Here is a 19,801-nt window from a genome sequence, read left to right as displayed (position 1 = left end):
GAACGGCGGATTCCGGGGCCCTCGCCGCGCCCCGGACGAACTCGCCCCCCGTGTACGGGATCGTCCGTACGAAGAATGAGAAGGACGAAAGTCGTGCTGCGTTGTGTGCTGTGCAGGTCGCCGTACCGGGAGACCGACGTCCACTGCCCGGGCGGGCAGTGCGGGGCCGACCTGGACGCCCAGCGGTCGAGGAATTCGGCGTACGCCGTGCAGGCGTGGTGCGAACCGCGCGAGGTCACGGCCCGGCCGGGAGAGACGGTCCTGGTGAAGCTCACCCTGCGCAACGCCGGCAGCGCCCTGGACCGCTACGAACCCCAGCCCGCGGCGGACGCGAAGCTGCGAACGGCCGTCGACCGTACCGGTCCACCCGATGTCTTCCCCGGCGAGAAACGCGTGTGGTACATCATGCACAGGGTCGCGCGGGACGACTACGACACCATGGCCCCGAACGACGGTGACACTCCGGTGTCCGGGCTCGAGGGAACGAACAGCCGCGACGGCGACACGGTCGGGGAACCCACCGAAGACCCGACGCGACCGGTACCAACGGAGATCGACGTGTCGATCCGGGTGGTCTCCACCCGAGACCCTTGGACGGCGGCCGGAGCGAGGTTCACGATCCGCGTGGCACCGACGCATCGGGGAGAAGGACTCGCGTCCGCACCGCACCCCGAGTCGGTCGACCCGCACGCCAACGATCGGGGCGGCGGGGGCTATCGCAGACTCCGCACGACCGGCGCCGCCGTGGTCGCGCTCGTCGTGCGGTCCGTCCGTCCTCGCTCGTGACCGCGCCGCCCGCTTTCCGGCGGAGCGGCGTCGGCAACACCGAGCACGCCGGGATCCGTCACATCGAGTCCGATGTCCGACTCGCCGACGCATCGCATGGGGTCGCAGTTGCGCGCCTGGCGTCGTCGACATGCCCTCGGGACCGGGGCTTTGCCACGCTCCGCGAGAAGGGCGTTCGCTCCGTCGACGGGAACGGCGACACGCTCGCCCCGCCCCGATCCCGTACCCGGGTGGTCCGGGCGAGGACGGCGATCACGGCCACACGGGCCGCCCGAATACCACCCACGAGGATCGTGCCGGCCCTCCCTCCCGTCGCCGCGGTCGGTGGACCCGCCGCGGCGAACCGCACGGACTCGCAGGGCGATGCGCAGCTCGCAACCCACGGCTTCACGGTCGCGCGCCTGGACGACGGCTCGACCGCGGCCCCGGGGGAGGGCGCGAAGGGCTTCGCGATCCCTGGCGATCGTGACGGTGGCCCGACGGGATGACGCCGTCATATGCCACCGGTCCTCTACAACCGATACCTGTCCCGATGCGTTCGTCACGGCGCGCGGCCGGTCTGCCGCTCCTTCGACATGCCGACGTCCGGTTCCCCACAACCCCATCTCCCAACCGCCCCACCGACGAACCGACCCGGGGCCCGCACCGGAGGCAACACCCATGATTCGGATCGAGCGCCTGATCGACCGCGTGCCCGGCATCGCCTTTGAGAAAGCCCTCGCCGGTCTCGCCTACGAGCCCAGGACAGACCCGCTCGTCATGCGCGTGATCCCCAGGACCAGGCAGGACCCCCGCAACCCCGACCCGCGCGCAGCCGATCCCCTCGCCTGGTACGACGTCGTATGGTCCGTGCCGGGGCTCTGCGACCACGGCACCGTCGGCCCGTGGCCCGGGGCGCGTTGGTGTCGCCTCGGGCCCGACGACGACCCCACCGTGGAACACCTCGGCTGGTACGACGTCGCCACCGTCGGCGTGCTTCCCAGGCCCCCTGTCCGCCTGCGAGCGGAAGGCCGTCTCGCGAGAACGCCCGCGTCGCCCCTCGACGTGCTCACTGCGAAGCAGATTCGGCTCCTGGGCGGCGACGCCCCGGCACGCAGGTTCCTGGCCGCGGGGCGCGGGAATGCCGAGAACGCCACCGACGACCGCTTCGACTGGACGGCCCAGGCGCGCCTGACGATCGCGATGTACACCGCGGCCATCGCCCCCGCACCCACCCCGTTCCAGTTCATCGCCGCCGACGGAGCGCGCCTCCACATCGCCAGGGCCGAGGTCGACGCCGCGACGGCTTCGCTCACCGCCCGCGGCCGTGACGCCGCCGCGCAGCGGGGCGCACACCCCCGAGCGGCGATCGGGAGCAGGGCGGCATGGGCACGGGTCACCGGTGTGTCCCGCCGGACGTACAGGACCTGGATCGAGTCGCAGAAACCGTACTGATTCTCGATCGCCGCCCCCGGACGGCCCCTTCGCGCGCCGTGTTCGGCGAGCAGGGGCGTGGTGCCAACGCCGTGCCCGCCGATGGCGGTCGACGACATCCGCAAGAGGGTACGCCCCGGCTTCGCACGGCCGGGAACCGCCGTGTGCCCCTTGCCGGCGGGGTCCGGGGAAGTCCCGGCTGCACCTGCGGGGCGGGTCCTGGTTGCCGCGAGGTTTCGATGTCCGATCCGGAACATCCATGACGCAGGGCCGCGAGCGCTGATCCGGCGGCATCACGCCCGCTCGGCGACGCCCGGCCGCGGTTCGTCGGCGTCAGCCGGACCGGTCCAGTCGTTGTTCCGCCCAGATCGTCTTGCCCTCGGGTCCGAACCGGCAGCCCCAGCGATCGGCCATCTGCGCCACCAGGAAGAGACCCCGTCCGCCCTCGTCGGTGGTGCGGGCCCGTCTGATGCGCGGCTGCTTGCTGCTGCCGTCGGATACTTCGCACATCAGGCGGTCGCTGCTGCGGATGAGCCTTACGGTCATCGATCCGCCGGCGCGCGTGTAGCGGCGGGCGTTGTCGATGGCCAGCCCCCCGCGCGAGACGATCTCCCGCAGAATCTCGGGGTCCTCGGGATCCAGGACACGGCTGCGGTCCTGCCACACGGTCACGCTGCCCAACGCCCGGCCCCTGGCGCCGAAGAAGACCGCGAGGGCTCGTGAACGCCGGTCCGGAACCATGCGCCGCGCCAGATCCGTGCCGAGCAGGGCGACCGCCTCCGCCCAGGCGTCCTCGACCACCACCACGTTCCCCGACATCAGCACTCGGTCGTATTCCAGCCCCATCGATTCCATCGGGATGACGTCCCCCACCGTGGTCAGCTGTTCCGGCACCGGGCCCGCGACCGCGAACCGCACGGCCTGGCCCTGCACGGCGGCCTTCGGTTCGCATCCGTCGCGACGTGGGGTTCGTTGCGGTCCGGGGCGCTGACGCTGTTGCGCGGGGCTGGGCCCCGCCGGGACCGTGTTGTCGCCGGGTGCCGCCGTCACCTCACGCGTTCGCACCGCCCGTATCCGGCGTGCGTCGGATTCCCCGACCGCCCACGTCCGGGTCGCCTTCGCGCCGCCCACCCGACACACGCTTCGACATCCCCGTCCGGTTCGCCCCGTCGAGGCGGGCCCGCCGGCTTCCCGAGGCCCGGGGAATGCGGGCAGGCCGAGGCGTCGGATCCTCGTACGGGTCGACTGCCCTTGCACGATGCGGGTGCACCGTCGTCCCCCGCGGTCGCTGTGCCCCGAACGGGGCCAGGAGCGGGGCCCGGGCAGCCGACCCCGGCGCGTCGCGGGAGGAGCCTGTCGGCGAGGGTCAGTGTCGTCGTGTGGGGATCTCGTCGTGGGCGGTTTCCCGTCCGCTGAGGAGCGCTGTCGCGGTGATCAGACAGGCGACGACGACGTAGAGGGCGACGGGTGTGATGGAGCCGCTCGCCGCGACCAGGGCCGTGGCGATGAAGGGCGCGGTGCCGCCGAAGAGGGCGCCCCCGAACTCGCGGCCCACACTCATGCCGCTGAAGCGGACCCGGGGTTCGAACTGTTCGGCCAACAGGGCGGCTTGGGGGCCGAACACCATGTCCTTGCACAGGGGGATCGCCAGGACCATGGCGAGGAAGACCAGCGCCGTGTTCCTCGTCTCGAGCAGATGAAAGAACGGAAAGACGTAGGCGGTCGTGCAGACGAGTCCGGCGGCGACCACCGGGCGGCGTCCGAACCGGTCCGAGAGCCTGCCCCAGAGGGGAATGGCTGCGATCTCCAGGGTCGACGCGAAGGCGAACGCCCACAGCAACGTCGATTTCGGCAGGTCCAGTTCCCGAGTGGCCCAGGACAGCGTGAAGGCCTGGACGAGGTAGCCCCACACGAAGCCGGAGACGGTGATACCCAGCGTGCGGACGACGGCCCGCGGATACCGTCGGACGACGACCGACACCGGGTAGCGCACCGTCTCGCCCCGCTGCTTGGTCGTGGTGAACGCCGGTGTGTCCTCGATGCCGCGACGCAGCCACAACCCGAACACCACGAGCACCGCGCTGAGCAGGAACGGCACCCGCCATCCCCAATCGAGGAATGCGTCGTCGGACAGCTGGGAGACCGCCCCGAAGGCGGCGCTCGCCAGCACGAAGCCGGCGCCGGTACCCATGGCGGGAACGGCGCCGAACAGGCCCCGCCTGCCGACCGGCGCGTTCTCCACGGTCAGCAGGGTTGCGCCGACGAACTCCCCACCCACCGCGAGACCCTGGCAGACCCTGAGGAGGATCAGCAGGACCGGAGCCCACACCCCCGCCAGCGCCTTCGTGGGCAGGACCCCGATCAGGGTGGTGGCGACACCCATGCCGATCATGGTGATCATCAGGACGCGTTTGCGGCCGATGCGGTCACCGAGGTGTCCGAACACGATCCCGCCGACGGGGCGGGCCGCGAAGCCGACCGCGAACGTCGCGAACGACGCCAACGTGGCGTCGGAGGACGTGGAGCCGAAGAACAGCGGGCCGAACACCAGGGCGGCGGCGAGGCCGTAGAGGTTGAAGTCGTACCACTCCAGGACCGTGCCGACCGTCGCGGCGACCATCGTGCGGCGTTTGTTCGGCTCCCGCGTCGCGGAACCCTTCTCCACCGGCCCTCCCGCAGCGGTTGCAGTGATCGTCTTCGGCCCCTCCCCGTACCCGATCACCATCGAAGGCATGCGATATGCGAAATGAATCAGGTTGCGGAGAGCGGACGGAAGATCCCGATCACCAAAGAGGGCAGATCGTCCGGGGCGTTCCACGGACCCCTCCCGACGTTGCCGGTGCTCGTCGAGGACCGGCGCCTCCGGCAGCACCGCATTCCGGGGACTCGACATCGTGGAACGAGTCGACGTCGAGGACCGGTTCGACATCGCCTTCGAGGCGGACGCCACCGCGAACGGGCGCCGTCCGCGCACGGGCCCGCCCCGCGCGGCAGCAACAGAGCCCCGGAGAGCGGCCGCGCGGATGACCCCGCCCCCGGACAAGCATTTTCACCGGCTACCGCAACGGTCGGTCCGTCGCCTCAGACACGGCAAGCGCGAGTTGCCCGGCGAGGCGGGATTGCCTGGGGGAGCCGGTAACCGGCCGAGGACGACCTTCGATGAATCCCGAGTATCGTCATGCCTCGCTATCAGGGTGCGGCGAGCACGCTGGTGGGACTGCCGGTCGAGAGGGCGACGCCGAGCGGCGCGAGCGTGCCGGTGTGCGGGTCGGGGCGGAAGGCCGTGATCGTGTCACCGCGCTGGTTCGCGACCAGGAGCACGCCGTTCACCAGGGCCACCTCCCGCGGCCACGCCCCGCCCGTCGGTACTTCTTCCACCAGGCACAGGTCCGTGCCGTCGACCGCGAGCACCGAAACGGTATCCGGACCTCGGTTGGCGACGTAGACGAACCGGCCGTCCGCAGACACGACGATCCCCGACGGCGCTCCCGTACCTTCGCCGAGTGTGAAAGGTCGGCCCGCGACGGTCAGCGTCCCGGTGTCCGGATCGCAGCGCAAGGGAGTGACCGAGGCGTTCAGCTCGCCCGCGAGCCACGCGAAGCCCCCGGGGCCGTGCGCGATGTGCCGAGGTCCGGTGCCCGGTGGCAGCGACAACTCGGGCCCCTTCGCGATCGTGCCGGCTCCGGCGTCGCAACTCAGGTGGTACACGGTGTCCGAGCCCAGGTCGCACACCACGAGCCACCCGCCCACGAACGTCACCTGATGCGCGTGCGAACTCGCCTGACGGCCCTTCACAGGACCCGAACCGTTCAGCCGCATACGTGTCGAGGCCTCGCCGAGGGAGCCGTCATCGGCGATCCGATGCGCCGTCACACTGCCCGCCCCGTAGTTGGCCACCACCACGCATCGCCCGCTGGGATCGACGGCGACATGACACGGCCCGGCGCCGAGCGTAGAGACCTCGCCGAGCGGCACGAGCCGCTCGCCCCGAACCGCGTACGCGCCCACGGCGCCCTCGCCGTGCTCGCTCACCGCGTACAGGAACCGGCCCGAGGGATGCCGGGCCAGGTACGACGGGGAGACCGCGGGGATCACCGCCGACGGCACGCCGAGCAGGCCGCTCGTCGCATCCTGTCGGCACACCGCGATCCCGGCGCCGTTGCCCCTGTCGGGGGTGTACGAGCCCACGTAGACGACGGGGCCACGCTGCTCGCCGCCCTGATCGGACGCATCTGGTGACCGCATACGACTCTCCTGTGATCTTGTCGTGGTCGATGCCTTGTTGCGCCTCGGAAGTGCCGACGGGCACACCCGAGAGACGCTGGGTTGCCCACGCGTCGGCGGTGCGCGCCGGGTCGGCGACCTGGACAGGTGGTCGCGGCGGTGTGTTCCGCTCCTGTCCGCTGGTGGAGCGGGGCGTTGTGGGAGCGTCGACGCAGGCGCCGCGCGTCTTTACCGCCGTCCTTGACGAAGACCTGCCGCACCATGTTGCGAGCCGCAGGGATGACGTCGGAATGGCCTTGACGTGGTTGTTGGCGACCGTGCGGCTGATGCCGCGCCGACGATCAAGGCGAATCGCGCCGCACCCCCTCGGAAGAGGCCGCCGCCGCACCGACAGAGAGTATACGATATGCGAAAAGTCGAAAGACTCTCTGGCAGCACCGTGCGGCCCGAACCGTTCGGACCGCGCCGGGGTCACGGGCTTCACCCGCCGTCCACGGCGGGGGAGAGCTTCCCGGGCTGGGTCGGCGCCAGAACACCCTTCCTGTCGAGACCTCGGGAGCCGGTCTCGATACGACCCGACGCCGTAGGCGCCGACGCGCGAAGCCTGCAACGACTCGCCATGCGAATGCGTTCAAGCAGTTTCACGCAACGTCTGATGTCTTCGTCCGGAGACGGCGAGGGTCACCGTTCAGACGACGCCGACGGACGGCCTCGGCCGGGAACCTTCGAAGGGGAGTCATGCAAACGAGCCGAGATCCGCGCGAAGCACCGTTGACTGTCCCGGACCCTTCCCGATCGACAACGCACACAGGACGGTCTCGATCCGCTTCCGCCATTCGCGCCGTCCCGGGCCGTCGAACGGAGGCGTGTTCGGCCTTGCTGCCCAGACGATGAAAACGAGCGTCGAGGTCGTCCCGTGCACGAGCGCCCCGCAGCGTCGGGGCAAAGCCTCCCGAACCGGAGTCCCCGGCCATACCCGGTGGTACCGAGTCGGCGCGAGCAGGTAGCGACTGGACGAGGCTGCTGGTCGCCCCGGGAGGAGTGCCAGAGCATCGGCGCCGTCCGCGAGACGGTCCTCGCGATCGGCGAGCACGACGTGCTCGCAACGTTCGACCCGCGGCTGCGCCTCGGTCGCCGTCCGCGACCTCGGCTTCGGTGCGATGACCGCCGCCGTCCGGCCGGAGCCCGCGCGGCCGCAGAGCTCCCGACGGCGCGCCGGAGCCGGAGATCGTCGGTGGGCACGCAGCCCCCGTGGCGGACACGACCGACGCCGAGGCGGTACCCGGGGCGTCGGTCGCGTCTGCGAGACGGTCACCGTTGTTGCCGCGAGGTTTCCGTGTTCAATCTCTAGCAACATTTTCGTATATCGAATACCTTGCACCTCTGGTCAGGCCGCGAGCCCCCGCTCCCGCCCTCCCGGCCCGTAGGCCGCGGTGTGCCCGGGATGCCGGCCCGCGTTCGCCAGCTTTCCAGTCGCGATCCCCCCGGAGAGTCCCATGCACCCCGCGCAACCCCCGAAGCCCTCCCGTCGAGCCGTCCTCGGCGGCATCGCCGCCGCCGGCGCCGCCACCGCCCTCGGCTCGTTCACCGGCCGCGCCTCCACCGCCCACGCGGCCACCGCCGCCGGCACCTACACCGTCCGCTTCGACCAGGCGCGCCGCCAGACGATCAAGGGCCTGGGCGTGGAGATCCAGGCCGACTCCATCGGATCGGGCAACAACGGCCTGCCCGACACGGTCAGCGGTGTCCCGCTGGACCTGACCCCCGCAGAGCGCACCCGCTTCTACGCCGAAATCCTCAAGGGCACCCGCTCGGACCGGGGCTTTCGCTACTGCCGCCTCGCCATGGGCCTGTACTACCGAGGCCTGGACCCCACACGGAAGCTCATGCAGGACCGCTACCCCGGGCAGAGAGCACTGCTCGCCGACATGCAGGATCGGGGCGGGCTCGAGGGAATGGCCGTCGAATACTGGTCACCCGCCCCAGGATGGAAGAGCAGCAACTCGTTCGTCGGCGGCAGGCTCAAGTCCTTCGAGCCCGCGTTCCTCTCCGAGTTCGGCGACGCGCTCGTCGCCGACCTCGACCACCTGCGCGCGGGGGGCCTGCGCATCTCGCACTGGGGCCTGCAGAACGAGCCGGCCTACGGCGATCTGGACTATTCCTCCTGTACCTACAGCCCCCAGGAGTACCTCGCGACGTTCAAGGCCGTCGCACCCAAGATCCGTGCCGCGTATCCGGACGTGCTGATCCACGCCGAGAGCCTCGACGGCTGGACCAAAGGCATCGGCCAGGCACTGAAAGCCGATGCCGAAGCCATGCGGTACGTGGACGCCTGGACCTTTCACCACCTCCACGACGCGAACGCCGACAAGCAACTGGCGAACAACTACACCTCGGGCGCGCTCGGCAAGCCGGTGTTCAGCAACGAGTTCGAGTACCTGGACGGACCGGCGAGCGACCGGCGATGCATCAACAACGCCCAGTCGATCATGAACTGGATGACCTTCCAGGAATCCCCCACCTGGTTCTGGCTCCACGCGCTCAAGCCCATCGCCAACGCCGAGGCTTCCGGCTACTCCCTCGGCTTCTGGCGCCCGCCCAACGACACCGACTTCTCCCGCTTCCCCGACCTGGCCCCCGGCCACTGGACCTACAACCAGCAGAACTGGAACGGGATCGCCGGCTTCGTGAAGTACATGCCATGGGACTCCGTGCGCTACACCGTCGACGAGTCCCAAGTCCGGCTCGACCAGCGGATCATGGCCTGGAAGACGGCCGCCGGCAAAGCCGTCGTCGCCCTCACCAACCGCTCCGCAACCGACTCGTTCACCTTCACCATCGACACCCAGACCGCCGCCACCTTCCAAGGCAACCGCTACACCCCCCAAGCCAGAAACACGAACCTCGGAACGAAGAGCGGCCCCACCCTCACCGTCACCCTCCCCCCGCACTCCGTCGAGTTCTGGATCCGCACCCCCTGACAGCGACAGCGGGAACGACACGGGATCGAAGAACGTCCGGCTCCGGCGACGATGACCCGGTCGTTTCGGCCGCGGCGGCCCACCGGCCGTCGCGGCCCACAACCCTCCAAACCGCCGGCCCGGCCAGGAGGTCCCACGGGTCGGCGGTACCCGCAACCGTGTCATCGCAGCCGCCCCATCCGGTCGACGCCCACACCGACGCTCATCGAATCCACGATCCCCGACCCGGCACGGAGGCACCCCGCCATGTTCGGAAAGCTCGGCTGGCCCGAGATCACCATGATCCTGATAGTCGTCCTGCTGTTGTTCGGCGCCAAGCGTCTGCCCGACACGGCACGCGCGCTCGGTCGTTCGCTGCGCATCCTCAAGAGCGAGACCAAGGCGATGCACGACGACGGTTCGGCCGACGCACCCGCACCCGCCGCGGCCGACGAGCCCGCGCGGACATCCGACGCCCCGCTACGCGCTATTCAGACTGCCCCGGACGGCGCGACACCGGCACGGCCGGTCGGTGAATTCCCCCACCACAACCGTCGCTGAGTCCGCTCGGCCTGCCGGGAGCCGGTCCTTGAGGTGCCGAACATGACGGGGCGCGGACGAGAGTCCGGCCCGAAACGAAACAAGACCAAGGACGCCGAGGGGCGCATGCCCCTCATGGAGCACCTGCGCGAGCTGCGCAACCGCCTCCTCAAGGCGCTCTTGGCCGTCGTCGCCGTGACGCTGATCGCGGCCGCCTACTACAAGGACATCGGCGCCTTCCTGGTCAGACCCGTCTGCGGGCTGACGAACGTCGAGGGCACCGGCGCGACCGAGTGCGGCAGCGGCGCCCTGGTGCAGACCGGTGTGCTCTCGCCTTTCTCCACGGCGCTGAAGATCTCGCTGGCGACCGGAGTCGTGGTCGCCGCGCCCGTGTGGCTGTACCAGCTGTGGGCGTTCATGGCGCCGGGCCTGCACAGGAACGAGAAGAAGTACACGCTCGGGTTCGTCGCCATCGGGGTGCCGTTGTTCGCGGGCGGCGCCTGGTTCGCGTACTGGATCCTGCCGCACGCCCTCGAGGCGCTCACCGAGTTCACGCTCGACGACGCCAGCACCCAGATTCAGGTCGACGACTACCTGGGCTTCGTGCTGCGGATGATCGTCGTCTTCGGCGTCGCGTGCGAACTGCCGCTGGTGCTGATCATGCTCAACTTCGGAGGCGTGGTCACCGCCCGTCAGCTCGCCGGCTGGTGGCGCTGGGTCGTCATGGGCGTCTTCGCCTTCGGCGCGGCCGCAACCCCCACCACCGACCCGATCACGATGATCATGCTGGGCGTCCCCATCACCCTCCTGTACGGGATCGCGCTGATCGTCGCCTGGATCAATGACCGACGGCGCGGCAATCGACGCGAGGAAGTGCTCGGCGGCGACCCCGGCGACGAACAGGCGTCCAAGCTCGACACGTCCGTGAGCCCGGTGGAGGCAGCGTGCACGATGCCCGACCCGCGCTCCGACGCGTCGGGCATTGGGGCGGGCGACCTCACCTGAGCGGTCGTGGGCCGATCTCTCGCATCGTTTCTCCGGAGACGGTGCCTCGACCCCCAACGGCCGTGATCGAGCGCTCAAGGCCGTCGGCGGGAGCCGACCTGCTGCGTCGGGCGGCGGCCCACGTTCGCCGTCGTGCCCGTGGACGGCGATGGCTGGACCGCACCCCTCGGATTGCCCGGCACTTCCCGAAGACGGCCATGACCGGGGTTCCGCTCGTGCTGGAGTGGCCGGCAGAAGCCCACAGCGCGGGGGTTCATGTTCCGGCGGTGGCAGCCGACTGCGCCGACGGCGACGAGGGCGGATTCTCGCGACGAACTTCGCGAGGTCGGACTTCCGTTCAATGGTCTTGGACTCCAATACCCCCAGCGCGCCGGGTCGTGAACGAGCCCCGTGCGTCCACTCGGGGCCACCGCGCCATCGTGCCCGGACGGTTTCGCCCGGGCCGGCTACGCGATTGCGCGGTTGTCGGGGTCGCCGTCCTCAGATTCGGTGGAGTCCGCTTCGGTGACGTCAGGTTCCGTCACGTTGGGTCCGGGCAGGGGTTGTTCCGTCCAGATGATCTTGCCCTCCGGGACGTACCGCGTGCCCCAGCGGGCGGCGATCTGGGCGACGAGGAACAGGCCGCGGCCGCCCTCGTCCGTCGTGGCGGCGTACCGCAGGTGGGGTGAGGTGCTGCTGCCGTCGGCCACCTCGCAGATCAGACTCCGGTCGTACAGGAGCCGTACCCGGATCGGCTCGGATCCGTAGCGGATGGCGTTGGTGACCAGCTCGCTGAGGATCAATTCGGTGCCGAACACCTGATCGCCCAGCCCCCATTCCTGCAGTTTCGCGGTGACCGCGTCGCGCATCCCGGCGACGGCGGCGGGATCCGACGGCACGACCCATTCGGCCACACGGTCGGTCCTCAGGATGCGGGTGCGGGCGATGAGCAACGCCACGTCGTCCTCGGGGCGCTCGGGGAGCAGTTCGTCCAGTACCGCCGCGCAGCTTTCCTCCGGGGACCGGCCGGGGCGGGCCAAGGCCCGGCGCAGCAGTTCCGTCCCGGCATCGATGTCGCGGGTGCGATCCTCGATCAGCCCGTCGGTGTACAGGACGAGCAGGCTGCCTTCGGCCGGCTCCAGTCCGAGGGTCTCGAACGGCATTCCGCCCAGCCCCAGCGGCGGTCCGGCGGGCAGGTCGGGGAACTCCACGCTGCCGTCGGGGTGGACCAGCGCGGGCGACGGGTGCCCTGCGCGCGCCATGACGCAGCGCCGGGAGGTCGGGTCGTAGATCGCGTAGAGGCAGGTGGCGCCGATGATGCCCGCCCCGACATCCGGATCCGTCTCGTCCTGGTCGATCCGCCCGACCAGGTCGTCCAGGCGGCTCAGGAGTTCGTCGGGCGGCAGGTCGAGCGTGGAGAAGTTGTGCACCGCGGTGCGCAGCCGCCCCATGGTGGCCGCCGCGTGGAGCCCGTGGCCGACGACGTCGCCGACGACCAGTGCCACCCGACAGCCCGAGAGCGGGATCACGTCGAACCAGTCGCCGCTCACCCCCGACTGTGCGGGCAGGTATCGGTGGGCGACGTCGAGGGCGCTCTGCGCGGGCAGGGCACGCGGCAGCAGACTGCGTTGCAGCGCCACCGCGAGGGTGTGCTCGCGGGTGTAGCGGCGGGCGTTGTCGATGCTGACCGCGGCGCGCGCGACCAGTTCCTCGGCGAGGGACAGGTCCTCCTGGTCGAACGGCTCGGGCTTGGCCATCCGCCAGAAGGTGGCCACGCCCAGCACGGCTCCCCCCGCCCGCAGGGGGACCGTGATCAGCGAGTGGATGCCGTAGGCGACGATCGCGCCCACTCGTTCCCGGTCCCGGGCCTGCAGACCGGTCACGGTGGACCGGTCGGACAGGTCGGCGAGCACTTCGCCCCGGCCGCCGGCGAGCCCGCGCGCCTGGGGGGTCGAGGGGGTGAAGTCGATCAGCGTGCCGAGCGGATACAAGGGGTGGTCGTCGCGGGTGCCGCGGACGGCGCTGCGGCGCATGTTCGCGCCCGTGCCGGTCGATTCCCCACCTTCTCCCTCCAGTACCGGGGCGGCCAGGTCGACGGTGGCGAAGTCGGCGAAACGCGGGACCGCGACGTCGGCGAGTTCCTCGGCCGTGCGCACCATGTCCAAGGTGGTGCCGACGCCCACGCCGGCGTCGTACAGCAGCTCCAGGCGCCGGCCCACCGTCTCGACCCGGCCGGTGAGCGCCATCAGCTCGGTCGAATCACGCATGGTCGCGACCGCCCCCCCGGGGACCGCCGTGTCGATCCGTGGGTCGCTGGTTGACCGCCAGCAAACGATCCCCGGCGGGATGCACTTCGTCGGTGGCCACGCGGCCGGAGATCAGTAGTTCCGCCGTGTCCGGGTCGAGGCCAGGCAGGTCGGAGATTCGCCGGCCCTCGGCATCGGGCGGAAGGTCGAGCAGCCGTCTGGCCTCGTCGTTCGCCAGCACCAGGCGGGTGTCGTCGCCGACGATGAGCACGCCTTCGCGGACGGCGTGCAGCACCGCGTGGTGATGCTCGTACATGCGGGTCATCTCGGCCGGGGCCAGACCGCGCGTCTGCCGCCGCAGCCGCCTGGCGATCAGCGCCGTACCGCCGGTGGCCAGGGCCAGCACGGCCGCACCGGTGCCGAGGATGATCGGCAGTTGTACCGCGCTCTCGACCCGCTGACCGGCGATGATCCCCCCTTCGACCGCGCCCTCGGGGCCGGTGACGGGTACCACCGCCTGCACCTCGCGGCCGAGCGGGCCTTTGACCTGCTCGACGAGCACGTGCCCCGCCAGCGCCGGTCCGAGATCGGCCACGGCGCGTTGTCCGATCAACTCCGGTCGGGGGTGCGTGTAGCGGATTCCCGCGGTGTCGGTCACCACGAGGAAGTCGACGCCGGCGTCGACCCGGGTCGCCTCGGTGAGCGGTTGCAGCACGGCGGTGGGGTCGGGCGAACGCAGCGCGTCCGCGACCACGGGCGAATGGGCGAACGTCTGCGCGACCGCGACCGCCCGGTGCCGGGCCTCCCGGTCGCTGTCGTGCCTGGTCTGCAGGACGAGCGCGAGCACGGCGCCGGCCACGAGCAGGACCACCACGGCGATCTGCAGGACGAAGACCTGCCCGGCAACGCTTCGTTGGCGTCTGTCGGACGGCAACCAAGTCGATGCACCCAGAAATGGACTGGAATCATCGGCTATATCACCTTTGTACAGCGCGGCGCCCCCGGGACCGGGCAGGCTCGCCTCGATCCGTACCGCCCCGCTCCGCAAGCGGTTCGACGGGTAGGGAGCTGACCCCCGCCGGTCGGGTCACAGCCTTGCGGCAGGGCGGACTTCAGGGCCTCACCGACGTGCCCCTGGCTCGGTTGGCGCATCGGAGCGCGGGACCATCGCGTTGGATCTCGATCGCGAGCGGTGCCGCCGTGAACGAACCCGTCAGGTGTCGACCACGATGCCGATCAGCAGCGTTGGTACGCACATTCGTCAGCGTGTCTCCGCCCGGCAGGGCGAGCGCCTTGAGGATGAACAGGGCGTCCACTGAGGGTCTTTTGGGTTCGGTGTGGATTGCGACGTCAACACACTCGGCGTCGACCGAATGGCGTTGCGTCCACTGAACGCCGAACTGGGCGAACGCATCCCACGTGTCCGCAAGGCTCCGCTACTGATCGGGTCCAGCGGGAGTGCCTGGCCGGACATTTCGGCCCGTTGCGAAATGGCGTGCACCGGGGGATCGGCGGCCGCACCGGATTTATCGTCCGACGAACAGGTCGTCGCCCCGATCACGATTCCCGGCGACCTGGCGGTACCACCAACCGCAGTTCGAGGCTTCGCCGATCTCCTCGTCGGTGACGAGGACGAGCGGACATTGTGCGCCGTGTCGGCTGCCCCCATGCTGTGACGGAGCCGGACGTCGCAGTGATCGTGACCCGGCCGTGCGCGGGGCCGGGAACACCGACCGGGCGGGACCGGCGTGGAATCGAACACGCGAAACTCGTCGGCGCCGTCGACCCCGCGGTGATGGAACGCGTCGACCAGGCCCTGCGCGCGGTCCTGGACCTGTGGGCGGACCCGGGCGACCATACCCTGCGCGGCACCCCCGCCGCGCGGTGCCGCCGGCGGCCTCCCGGGCGTAGCTGGGCGCGTCCGCCGGGGGCTGGGGGAGGTCCGGCCCGCGAAGTCCCCGCCCGCAGGCGGGGCTTCGCAGTGGCTGTGGCCGTAGTAGCCGGACGAACGGCGCCTGCGGCGGGGCCGGTACGTGTCCGGGGTCGGCTATCCCGGGGGGATCGGCCAGGTGGGGCCGTCGGGGTCGCCGCACCACACCGTCTGGGTGCCGTCGACGTCGACGCCGACGCCGACGTCGAGGCCGAACGCGTCGAACGCCGGCCTGCCGGCGCCCGTCCACCGGGACCAGGCCGCCGCGACCTCGTCCCACAGGCGCCGGGGCCCGTGTTGGCGGACGTGGAAGGTGTCGAGTCGGCGGCCGTCGTAGTCCACGGTGGCCCAGGAGGTCAGCGCGTCGTCCCAGATCCACAGCCGGGACCGGAAGTCGTCGCCCGGCTCCGGGTCGTCGTTCCAGTGCGTGCGCAGGCCGGGCAGCACCAGGCCCATCACCGCCTCGGCGCGCCGGTCGCCGCCCGCGACGTCCCACGGCGACAGCGACGTGGTGCCCGTGTCGGGGACGTCTCCCGCTCGCACCACGGTCGCGGCGACGTATCGCCTTGGTCTCGCTGTGTCCGGAGTGTCCGCAGCGCTGGGACTGTTCGCCACGACGGCCGCCTTCTCCGTTCTCATCGAAACCGCACACGACCCCGGCCGGTTGGGTGCGGCGGCCCCGGCGGTGTCGGTCTTGGCAGCTACTGCCGGATTGCGGGCTCTGCTGGGCATCGCCATCCAGGGTCTGTCCAACCGGCTGTCGCCGCGGATCTGCCGGCAGGCGGAGTACAAGATGCTGGAGGCGGCGACGAACGCCGAGCAGGCCGCTTACGATCACCCCGGCTTCAACGACCGCTTCGACGCCGCCGAACGGGGCGTCGACGTCAGCCGGGACATGATCGGGCAGTCCCAGAACTACATCTCCTCCCTGGCCACGCTGGTCGCTGCGGGCGCCGTCCTGGCCAGCCTGTATCCCTTGCTGCTGCCGCTGCTCCTGGTGGCGGCGGTGCCCCAGGCGGTGGCGTCGATCCGGGGCGAGCGCGTCACGTACCTGGCGGTCGTGGCCACGCACAAGGACCGCCGCGTGATGTCCATGCTGCGCTGGCACCTCATCGCCAAGGACCAGGCCGACCAGGTTCGCACCGACACCCTGGCGCCCTACCTCCTGACGAAGTATCGGGCCAGTGCGACGCGAGTGGAGGTCACCAACGACCGGGCGGCCTGGGACCGGGCGAAGATCGCGGTGGTGGGCGCCGTCGCCGCGGGGCCGGCATCTTCGGTGGTGTGGGGCGCGGTGCTGCTGTTGTTGGGCACCGGGCGGATCTCCGCGGCGTCCGCCGGTACGGCGGTATTCGCCCTGCGGTCGGCGGGGACCGGGTTGCAGGGCCTGGTGGGCTACGGGCGCGACCTGCTGCGGACAGGCCTGTACCTGGACGACTGGGAGCGGTTCGTCACCGAAGCGGCCGGGCAACGTCTGGACCGCGGCGACCTGGTGCCGGCGCGGCCGCTGCACATCGCGCTGAGAGACGTCGTCTTCCGCTACCCCGAGGCCGACCGGGACACCTTGTGCGGCGTCGACTTCGACGTTCGCCGGGGCGAGATCGTGGCCGTGGTCGGCGAGAACGGCTCCGGTAAGTCCACCCTGATGAAACTGCTGTCGGGGCTCAACCTGCCCACCACGGGCGCCGTCACCTGGGACGGGGTCAGCGTGGCCGACCTGGAGCCGCAGGCGATGTGGAGGCAGACCTCGGTGGTCCCACAGGACTTCGCTCGCCGGCCGATGACCGCGCGTGAGAACATCCAGCTGGGCCAACCGCGTGACGATGGCGACCGGGCCGTGCTCGCGGCGGCCCGTGCCGGTGGCGCGGACGACGCGATCAAGACACTGCGTTCCGGGCTGGGTACCCTCCTGGCCCGGGAATGGTGGGGCGGCGTCGCCCTGTCCCCGGGACAGTGGCAGCGCGTCGCCGTGGCACGCGCGGTACATCGCGACGCCGGTCTGCTGGTCATGGACGAACCGACCTCCGACCTGGACCCGCGCGCCGAGCACCGGATCTTCACCGGCCTGCGTGACCTGGCCGGCGACCGCGCGATCGTGCTCGTCACGCACAACCTGGCCAACACCTCGATTGCCGACCGGGTGGTCGTCATGGACAAGGGTCGGGTCGTACAGAGCGGAACCTTCCACGAACTGATCGACCGACCCGGTCTGATGCGTGATCTGTGGCGTCTCCAGCAGGACCGTGACGCCTACCGGCCAAGAGAAGACCCGTGAACGAGCCACGTCGAAGCATCCGACGCCACAACGGCGCAGGCCCTGCCCGCACAACCCTCCGACGGGAGAAGAGCGTGGACCCCGAGCAGAGCAATCTCGACGCCTGGACGGCGTACGGCATGCATCACCTCCAAAGAGCGACCGAAACACCGGAAGTCGACCGTTTCGCCTGGGGATTCCAGCCGGCCGGCCCCGGCGCCGAAGTCCTGGGCGACATCACAGGCCGCCGTGTCGTGGACCTCGGTTCCGGACAGGGCCGGTACGCCGCATACCTCGCCCGCGAGCACGGGGCCCTGGTGGACGCCGTCGAGTTCTCTCCCACGCAACACGAGCGTGCCTGTGCGCGATACGAACGGCAACCCGGCCTGAACCTCGTACTCGCCGACGTCGTCGACTACCTCCGGCAAGCAGAACCGTGCGACGTCGCCTACTCCGTCCACGCTCTCACCTACGTTGACCCCCACCGGCTTCTGCCCGCCCTCGCCACCGCGCTGAAGCCGGACGGACGCCTGGTCTTCTCCGTTCTCCACACGAATGCCGTCGGGGAGGGCCCCTCGGCCACCGTCACCGCGCGACCGGAAATCCTGCACCTGGCGGGCGGTGGCGAGCTGACCGTCCGGATGTGGATTCCCGCTCCCGAGCTGTGGCAGGGAATGCCGGCCGAGCACGGATTCGTCGTCGACAGCATCGACGTGCTCGACGCTCCAGAGGAGGACAACCCTCTATCCTGTCGTCTCTTCCGCGCCCACCGCACCGGAGTGGGTGAGCGATAGACCTTGTACGAGGCGCCCATCCAGCCCGCGCGGTACCAAGAGGTACTCAACGTTGCACGGAACGGGACTACCACCACGCCGAGAAGTGGGGAAGCCCGGTCGGTATGCCGTGTCGGCATGCCGGAGCAGACTGTCATCCAAAGGGATTCCTCGGTCGTCTTGAGGCCTCCGGTGTTTGTCCACCTCGCAGGCGCAACTCCAAGGAGTTCGCGGCCGGGTACGGTGACGGGCTCGATCGCGCTTGCCGGCGTCGTGGTCTTCGCACGTCGGGTTGCGTGACTTCCTCGGCAGGGCGAGGTTGCTCGGGGCCGGGTTGACGCGAAGCTGTCAGCTCCGTTGCGCCAGGTGTTCGACGAAGGCGCGCCAACTGTCCGGGGCGAGTGCCAGGGCGGGTGCGGTTTCGGCTTTCTTGGAATCACGGACATCGATGCCTGTCGGGCCCTTTCGCCATTCCACACAGTCCTGTTGGCCGCTGTGCGTGCTCTTGGTCCACGTGATCGGGGCGGACGTTTCCATCGGGAATCCCTTCGGATGTGCTCGGGTGTGGCGTTACAGGGAGCGGGCGACGGTGCGCATGAGGTCGCGCGAGTCCTGCTCGTTCAGGGCGCGTTCGCCGAGTTGCCCGAAGGCGGCCGTATAGGCGCTCAGCGCTGTGGGGTCGTCGAGGTAGGTGATGTTCAGCAGCGACTGCACCGTGACGATCCGGCCGCCGTCGTTGAGGTCGAACACCGAGAATGGGCCGTCCAGGCCCAGATGGAATCCGGAGCCCTGCGGCACGACGCGAACGGTGACGTTGGGCCGTTGCGACTCGGTGACGACGTGGTCGAGTTGCTCGCGCATGATCGCGGGATCGGTCGACGTGCGCAGCGTGGCCTCGCCGAGGATGGCGTCGAGCGTGAAGCCCTCGTTGTCGAGGATGCGGCTGCGCTCGCGGCGGATTCGTACGTGCGCGTCGAGTCGGTCGGCGTCGGTGTGCAGGGTGCCGTGTCCGGCGGCGAGTACCGCCCGGGTGTACGCCTCGAGTTGCAGGACCGCCGGGAACAGGGAGCCGTCCCAGTTCCTGATCAGTGTGGCGTCGGCCTCCAGCCCGAGGATGTCGGCGTGGGCGGAACTCAGGTAGGACCGGTAGGTGTGCCACCACCCCTTGGACCGGATGCCGCGCACCATCTCCTCGAGTCCCTCGCGCAGCGCGGTGTCGGTGACGCCGTAGATGTCGAGGAGTGACCGGAGCAAGGGGATGTCGATCTTGCCCTGGCCGTTCTCGACCCGGCCGATCTGGACGTGGCCCTTGTCGATCCTCTCGCCCACCTCCGCCTGGGTCATGCCTTTGGACTTGCGCAACGCGAGACGCGAGTCGTATCGCACCCGACCTCCCGGAAGCGGTGGTCCCCGCGGGGGTGCCCGTGTCTCGAATTGCCCAGTGGGTGAAGTGGGTTCGCGCCCCGCCGACGTCGTCGTGGATGGGTCCGGATGCGAATGTCACGCACTGTCCGCATGTCTGGATAAGGGGCCGGTCGCGGCCGCTCCGCATCTCGGGGGAACCTCATTCCGATCTCCGCCCGTCCGAGTGGATCCGCGACCGACGTGCACGGGGCCACGACGGACCGCTTTGTGCGGCCACGACGGGCTCCTTCAGTTGCACGTCCGCTGACCGATTCGCCCACGGAGGC

The 19,801-nt window shown here is 70.3% G+C and carries 13 protein-coding genes and 2 pseudogenes; 8 read left to right on the top strand and 7 right to left on the bottom strand.

The features are described from left to right. The first annotated feature begins 75 nt into the window (after positions 1–75). A complete protein-coding gene (locus tag OG948_RS34605) occupies positions 76–786 on the top strand; it encodes a hypothetical protein (protein WP_331768985.1) in 711 nt (236 codons plus the stop codon). A gap of 660 nt (positions 787–1,446) precedes the next feature. Further along, positions 1,447–2,220 carry a hypothetical protein gene (locus OG948_RS34600; protein ID WP_331768984.1) on the top strand — a complete coding sequence of 258 codons (774 nt, stop codon included), beginning with the start codon at positions 1,447–1,449 and terminating at the stop codon, positions 2,218–2,220. A gap of 312 nt (positions 2,221–2,532) precedes the next feature. Here OG948_RS34600 and OG948_RS34595 read toward each other — a convergent pair. The 3 genes and pseudogenes from OG948_RS34595 to OG948_RS34585 form a co-directional block, all read right to left on the bottom strand. Further along, positions 2,533–2,784 (bottom strand): annotated as a pseudogene (locus OG948_RS34595) (ATP-binding protein); the annotation flags it as partial. Between the two features lie 781 nt (positions 2,785–3,565). Then, positions 3,566–4,864, bottom strand: a complete 1,299-nt coding sequence (locus OG948_RS34590; protein WP_331768983.1) for an MFS transporter — start codon at positions 4,862–4,864, stop codon at positions 3,566–3,568. A 524-nt stretch (positions 4,865–5,388) separates the two neighbouring features. Beyond that, positions 5,389–6,444 (bottom strand): lactonase family protein, encoded by a 1,056-nt coding sequence (locus tag OG948_RS34585; RefSeq protein ID WP_331768982.1) that lies wholly within the window; start codon positions 6,442–6,444, stop codon positions 5,389–5,391. A 1,475-nt stretch (positions 6,445–7,919) separates the two neighbouring features. Here OG948_RS34585 and OG948_RS34580 point away from each other — a divergent pair. From OG948_RS34580 to tatC, 3 genes are all read left to right on the top strand, one after another. Beyond that, complete coding sequence (locus OG948_RS34580) at positions 7,920–9,404, top strand: hypothetical protein (protein WP_331768981.1); 1,485 nt, start codon at positions 7,920–7,922, stop codon at positions 9,402–9,404. A gap of 246 nt (positions 9,405–9,650) precedes the next feature. After that, a complete protein-coding gene (gene tatA / locus OG948_RS34575; RefSeq protein ID WP_331768980.1) occupies positions 9,651–9,944 on the top strand; it encodes a Sec-independent protein translocase subunit TatA in 294 nt (97 codons plus the stop codon). A gap of 105 nt (positions 9,945–10,049) precedes the next feature. Continuing rightward, positions 10,050–10,928: a twin-arginine translocase subunit TatC gene (tatC, locus tag OG948_RS34570; RefSeq protein ID WP_406300421.1), complete on the top strand. Its 879-nt coding sequence runs from the start codon at positions 10,050–10,052 to the stop codon at positions 10,926–10,928. Positions 10,929–11,374: 446 nt separating this feature from the next. Here tatC and OG948_RS34565 read toward each other — a convergent pair. Further along, positions 11,375–14,087 (bottom strand): annotated as a pseudogene (locus OG948_RS34565) (SpoIIE family protein phosphatase). A 403-nt stretch (positions 14,088–14,490) separates the two neighbouring features. Here OG948_RS34565 and OG948_RS34560 point away from each other — a divergent pair. Further along, positions 14,491–14,829: a hypothetical protein gene (locus tag OG948_RS34560; RefSeq protein WP_331768978.1), complete on the top strand. Its 339-nt coding sequence runs from the start codon at positions 14,491–14,493 to the stop codon at positions 14,827–14,829. A 371-nt stretch (positions 14,830–15,200) separates the two neighbouring features. On the opposite strand, the gene OG948_RS34555 is transcribed toward OG948_RS34560, so the two are convergent. Continuing rightward, on the bottom strand, positions 15,201–15,698 hold the full coding sequence (locus OG948_RS34555; protein WP_331768977.1) for a hypothetical protein: 498 nt from the start codon (positions 15,696–15,698) through the stop codon (positions 15,201–15,203). Positions 15,699–15,768: 70 nt separating this feature from the next. On the opposite strand from OG948_RS34555, the gene OG948_RS34550 reads away from it, so the two are divergent. Beyond that, positions 15,769–17,358 (top strand): ATP-binding cassette domain-containing protein, encoded by a 1,590-nt coding sequence (locus OG948_RS34550; RefSeq protein ID WP_406300865.1) that lies wholly within the window; start codon positions 15,769–15,771, stop codon positions 17,356–17,358. 74 nt (positions 17,359–17,432) lie between these two features. Further along, a complete protein-coding gene (locus OG948_RS34545; RefSeq protein WP_331768975.1) occupies positions 17,433–18,131 on the top strand; it encodes a class I SAM-dependent methyltransferase in 699 nt (232 codons plus the stop codon). A gap of 327 nt (positions 18,132–18,458) precedes the next feature. Here OG948_RS34545 and OG948_RS34540 read toward each other — a convergent pair whose 3' ends face one another. Both OG948_RS34540 and OG948_RS34535 read right to left on the bottom strand, forming a co-directional pair. Next, positions 18,459–18,647 (bottom strand): DUF397 domain-containing protein, encoded by a 189-nt coding sequence (locus OG948_RS34540; protein ID WP_331768974.1) that lies wholly within the window; start codon positions 18,645–18,647, stop codon positions 18,459–18,461. Positions 18,648–18,680: 33 nt separating this feature from the next. After that, the gene (locus tag OG948_RS34535) at positions 18,681–19,496 is read right to left on the bottom strand and encodes a helix-turn-helix transcriptional regulator (protein WP_331768973.1); all 816 of its coding nucleotides are present in this window, start codon (positions 19,494–19,496) and stop codon (positions 18,681–18,683) included. Positions 19,497–19,801: the final 305 nt, after the last annotated feature.

The sequence above is a fragment of the Embleya sp. NBC_00888 genome, from assembly GCF_045207655.1.
Classification (GTDB): domain Bacteria; phylum Actinomycetota; class Actinomycetes; order Streptomycetales; family Streptomycetaceae; genus Embleya.
This window is presented reverse-complemented; position numbering and strand designations above follow the sequence as displayed.

What these genes read in the sequence shown, in the direction of transcription:
- OG948_RS34605 (WP_331768985.1), top strand. Translation starts at nt 76, where the DNA reads ATGAGAAGGACGAAAGTCGTGCTGCGTTGTGTGCTGTGCAGGTCGCCG.
- OG948_RS34600 (WP_331768984.1), top strand. Translation starts at nt 1,447, where the DNA reads ATGATTCGGATCGAGCGCCTGATCGACCGCGTGCCCGGCATCGCCTTT.
- OG948_RS34585 (WP_331768982.1), bottom strand. Translation starts at nt 6,444, where the DNA reads ATGCGGTCACCAGATGCGTCCGATCAGGGCGGCGAGCAGCGTGGCCCC.
- OG948_RS34580 (WP_331768981.1), top strand. Translation starts at nt 7,920, where the DNA reads ATGCACCCCGCGCAACCCCCGAAGCCCTCCCGTCGAGCCGTCCTCGGC.
- tatA (WP_331768980.1), top strand. Translation starts at nt 9,651, where the DNA reads ATGTTCGGAAAGCTCGGCTGGCCCGAGATCACCATGATCCTGATAGTC.
- tatC (WP_406300421.1), top strand. Translation starts at nt 10,050, where the DNA reads ATGCCCCTCATGGAGCACCTGCGCGAGCTGCGCAACCGCCTCCTCAAG.
- OG948_RS34540 (WP_331768974.1), bottom strand. Translation starts at nt 18,647, where the DNA reads ATGGAAACGTCCGCCCCGATCACGTGGACCAAGAGCACGCACAGCGGC.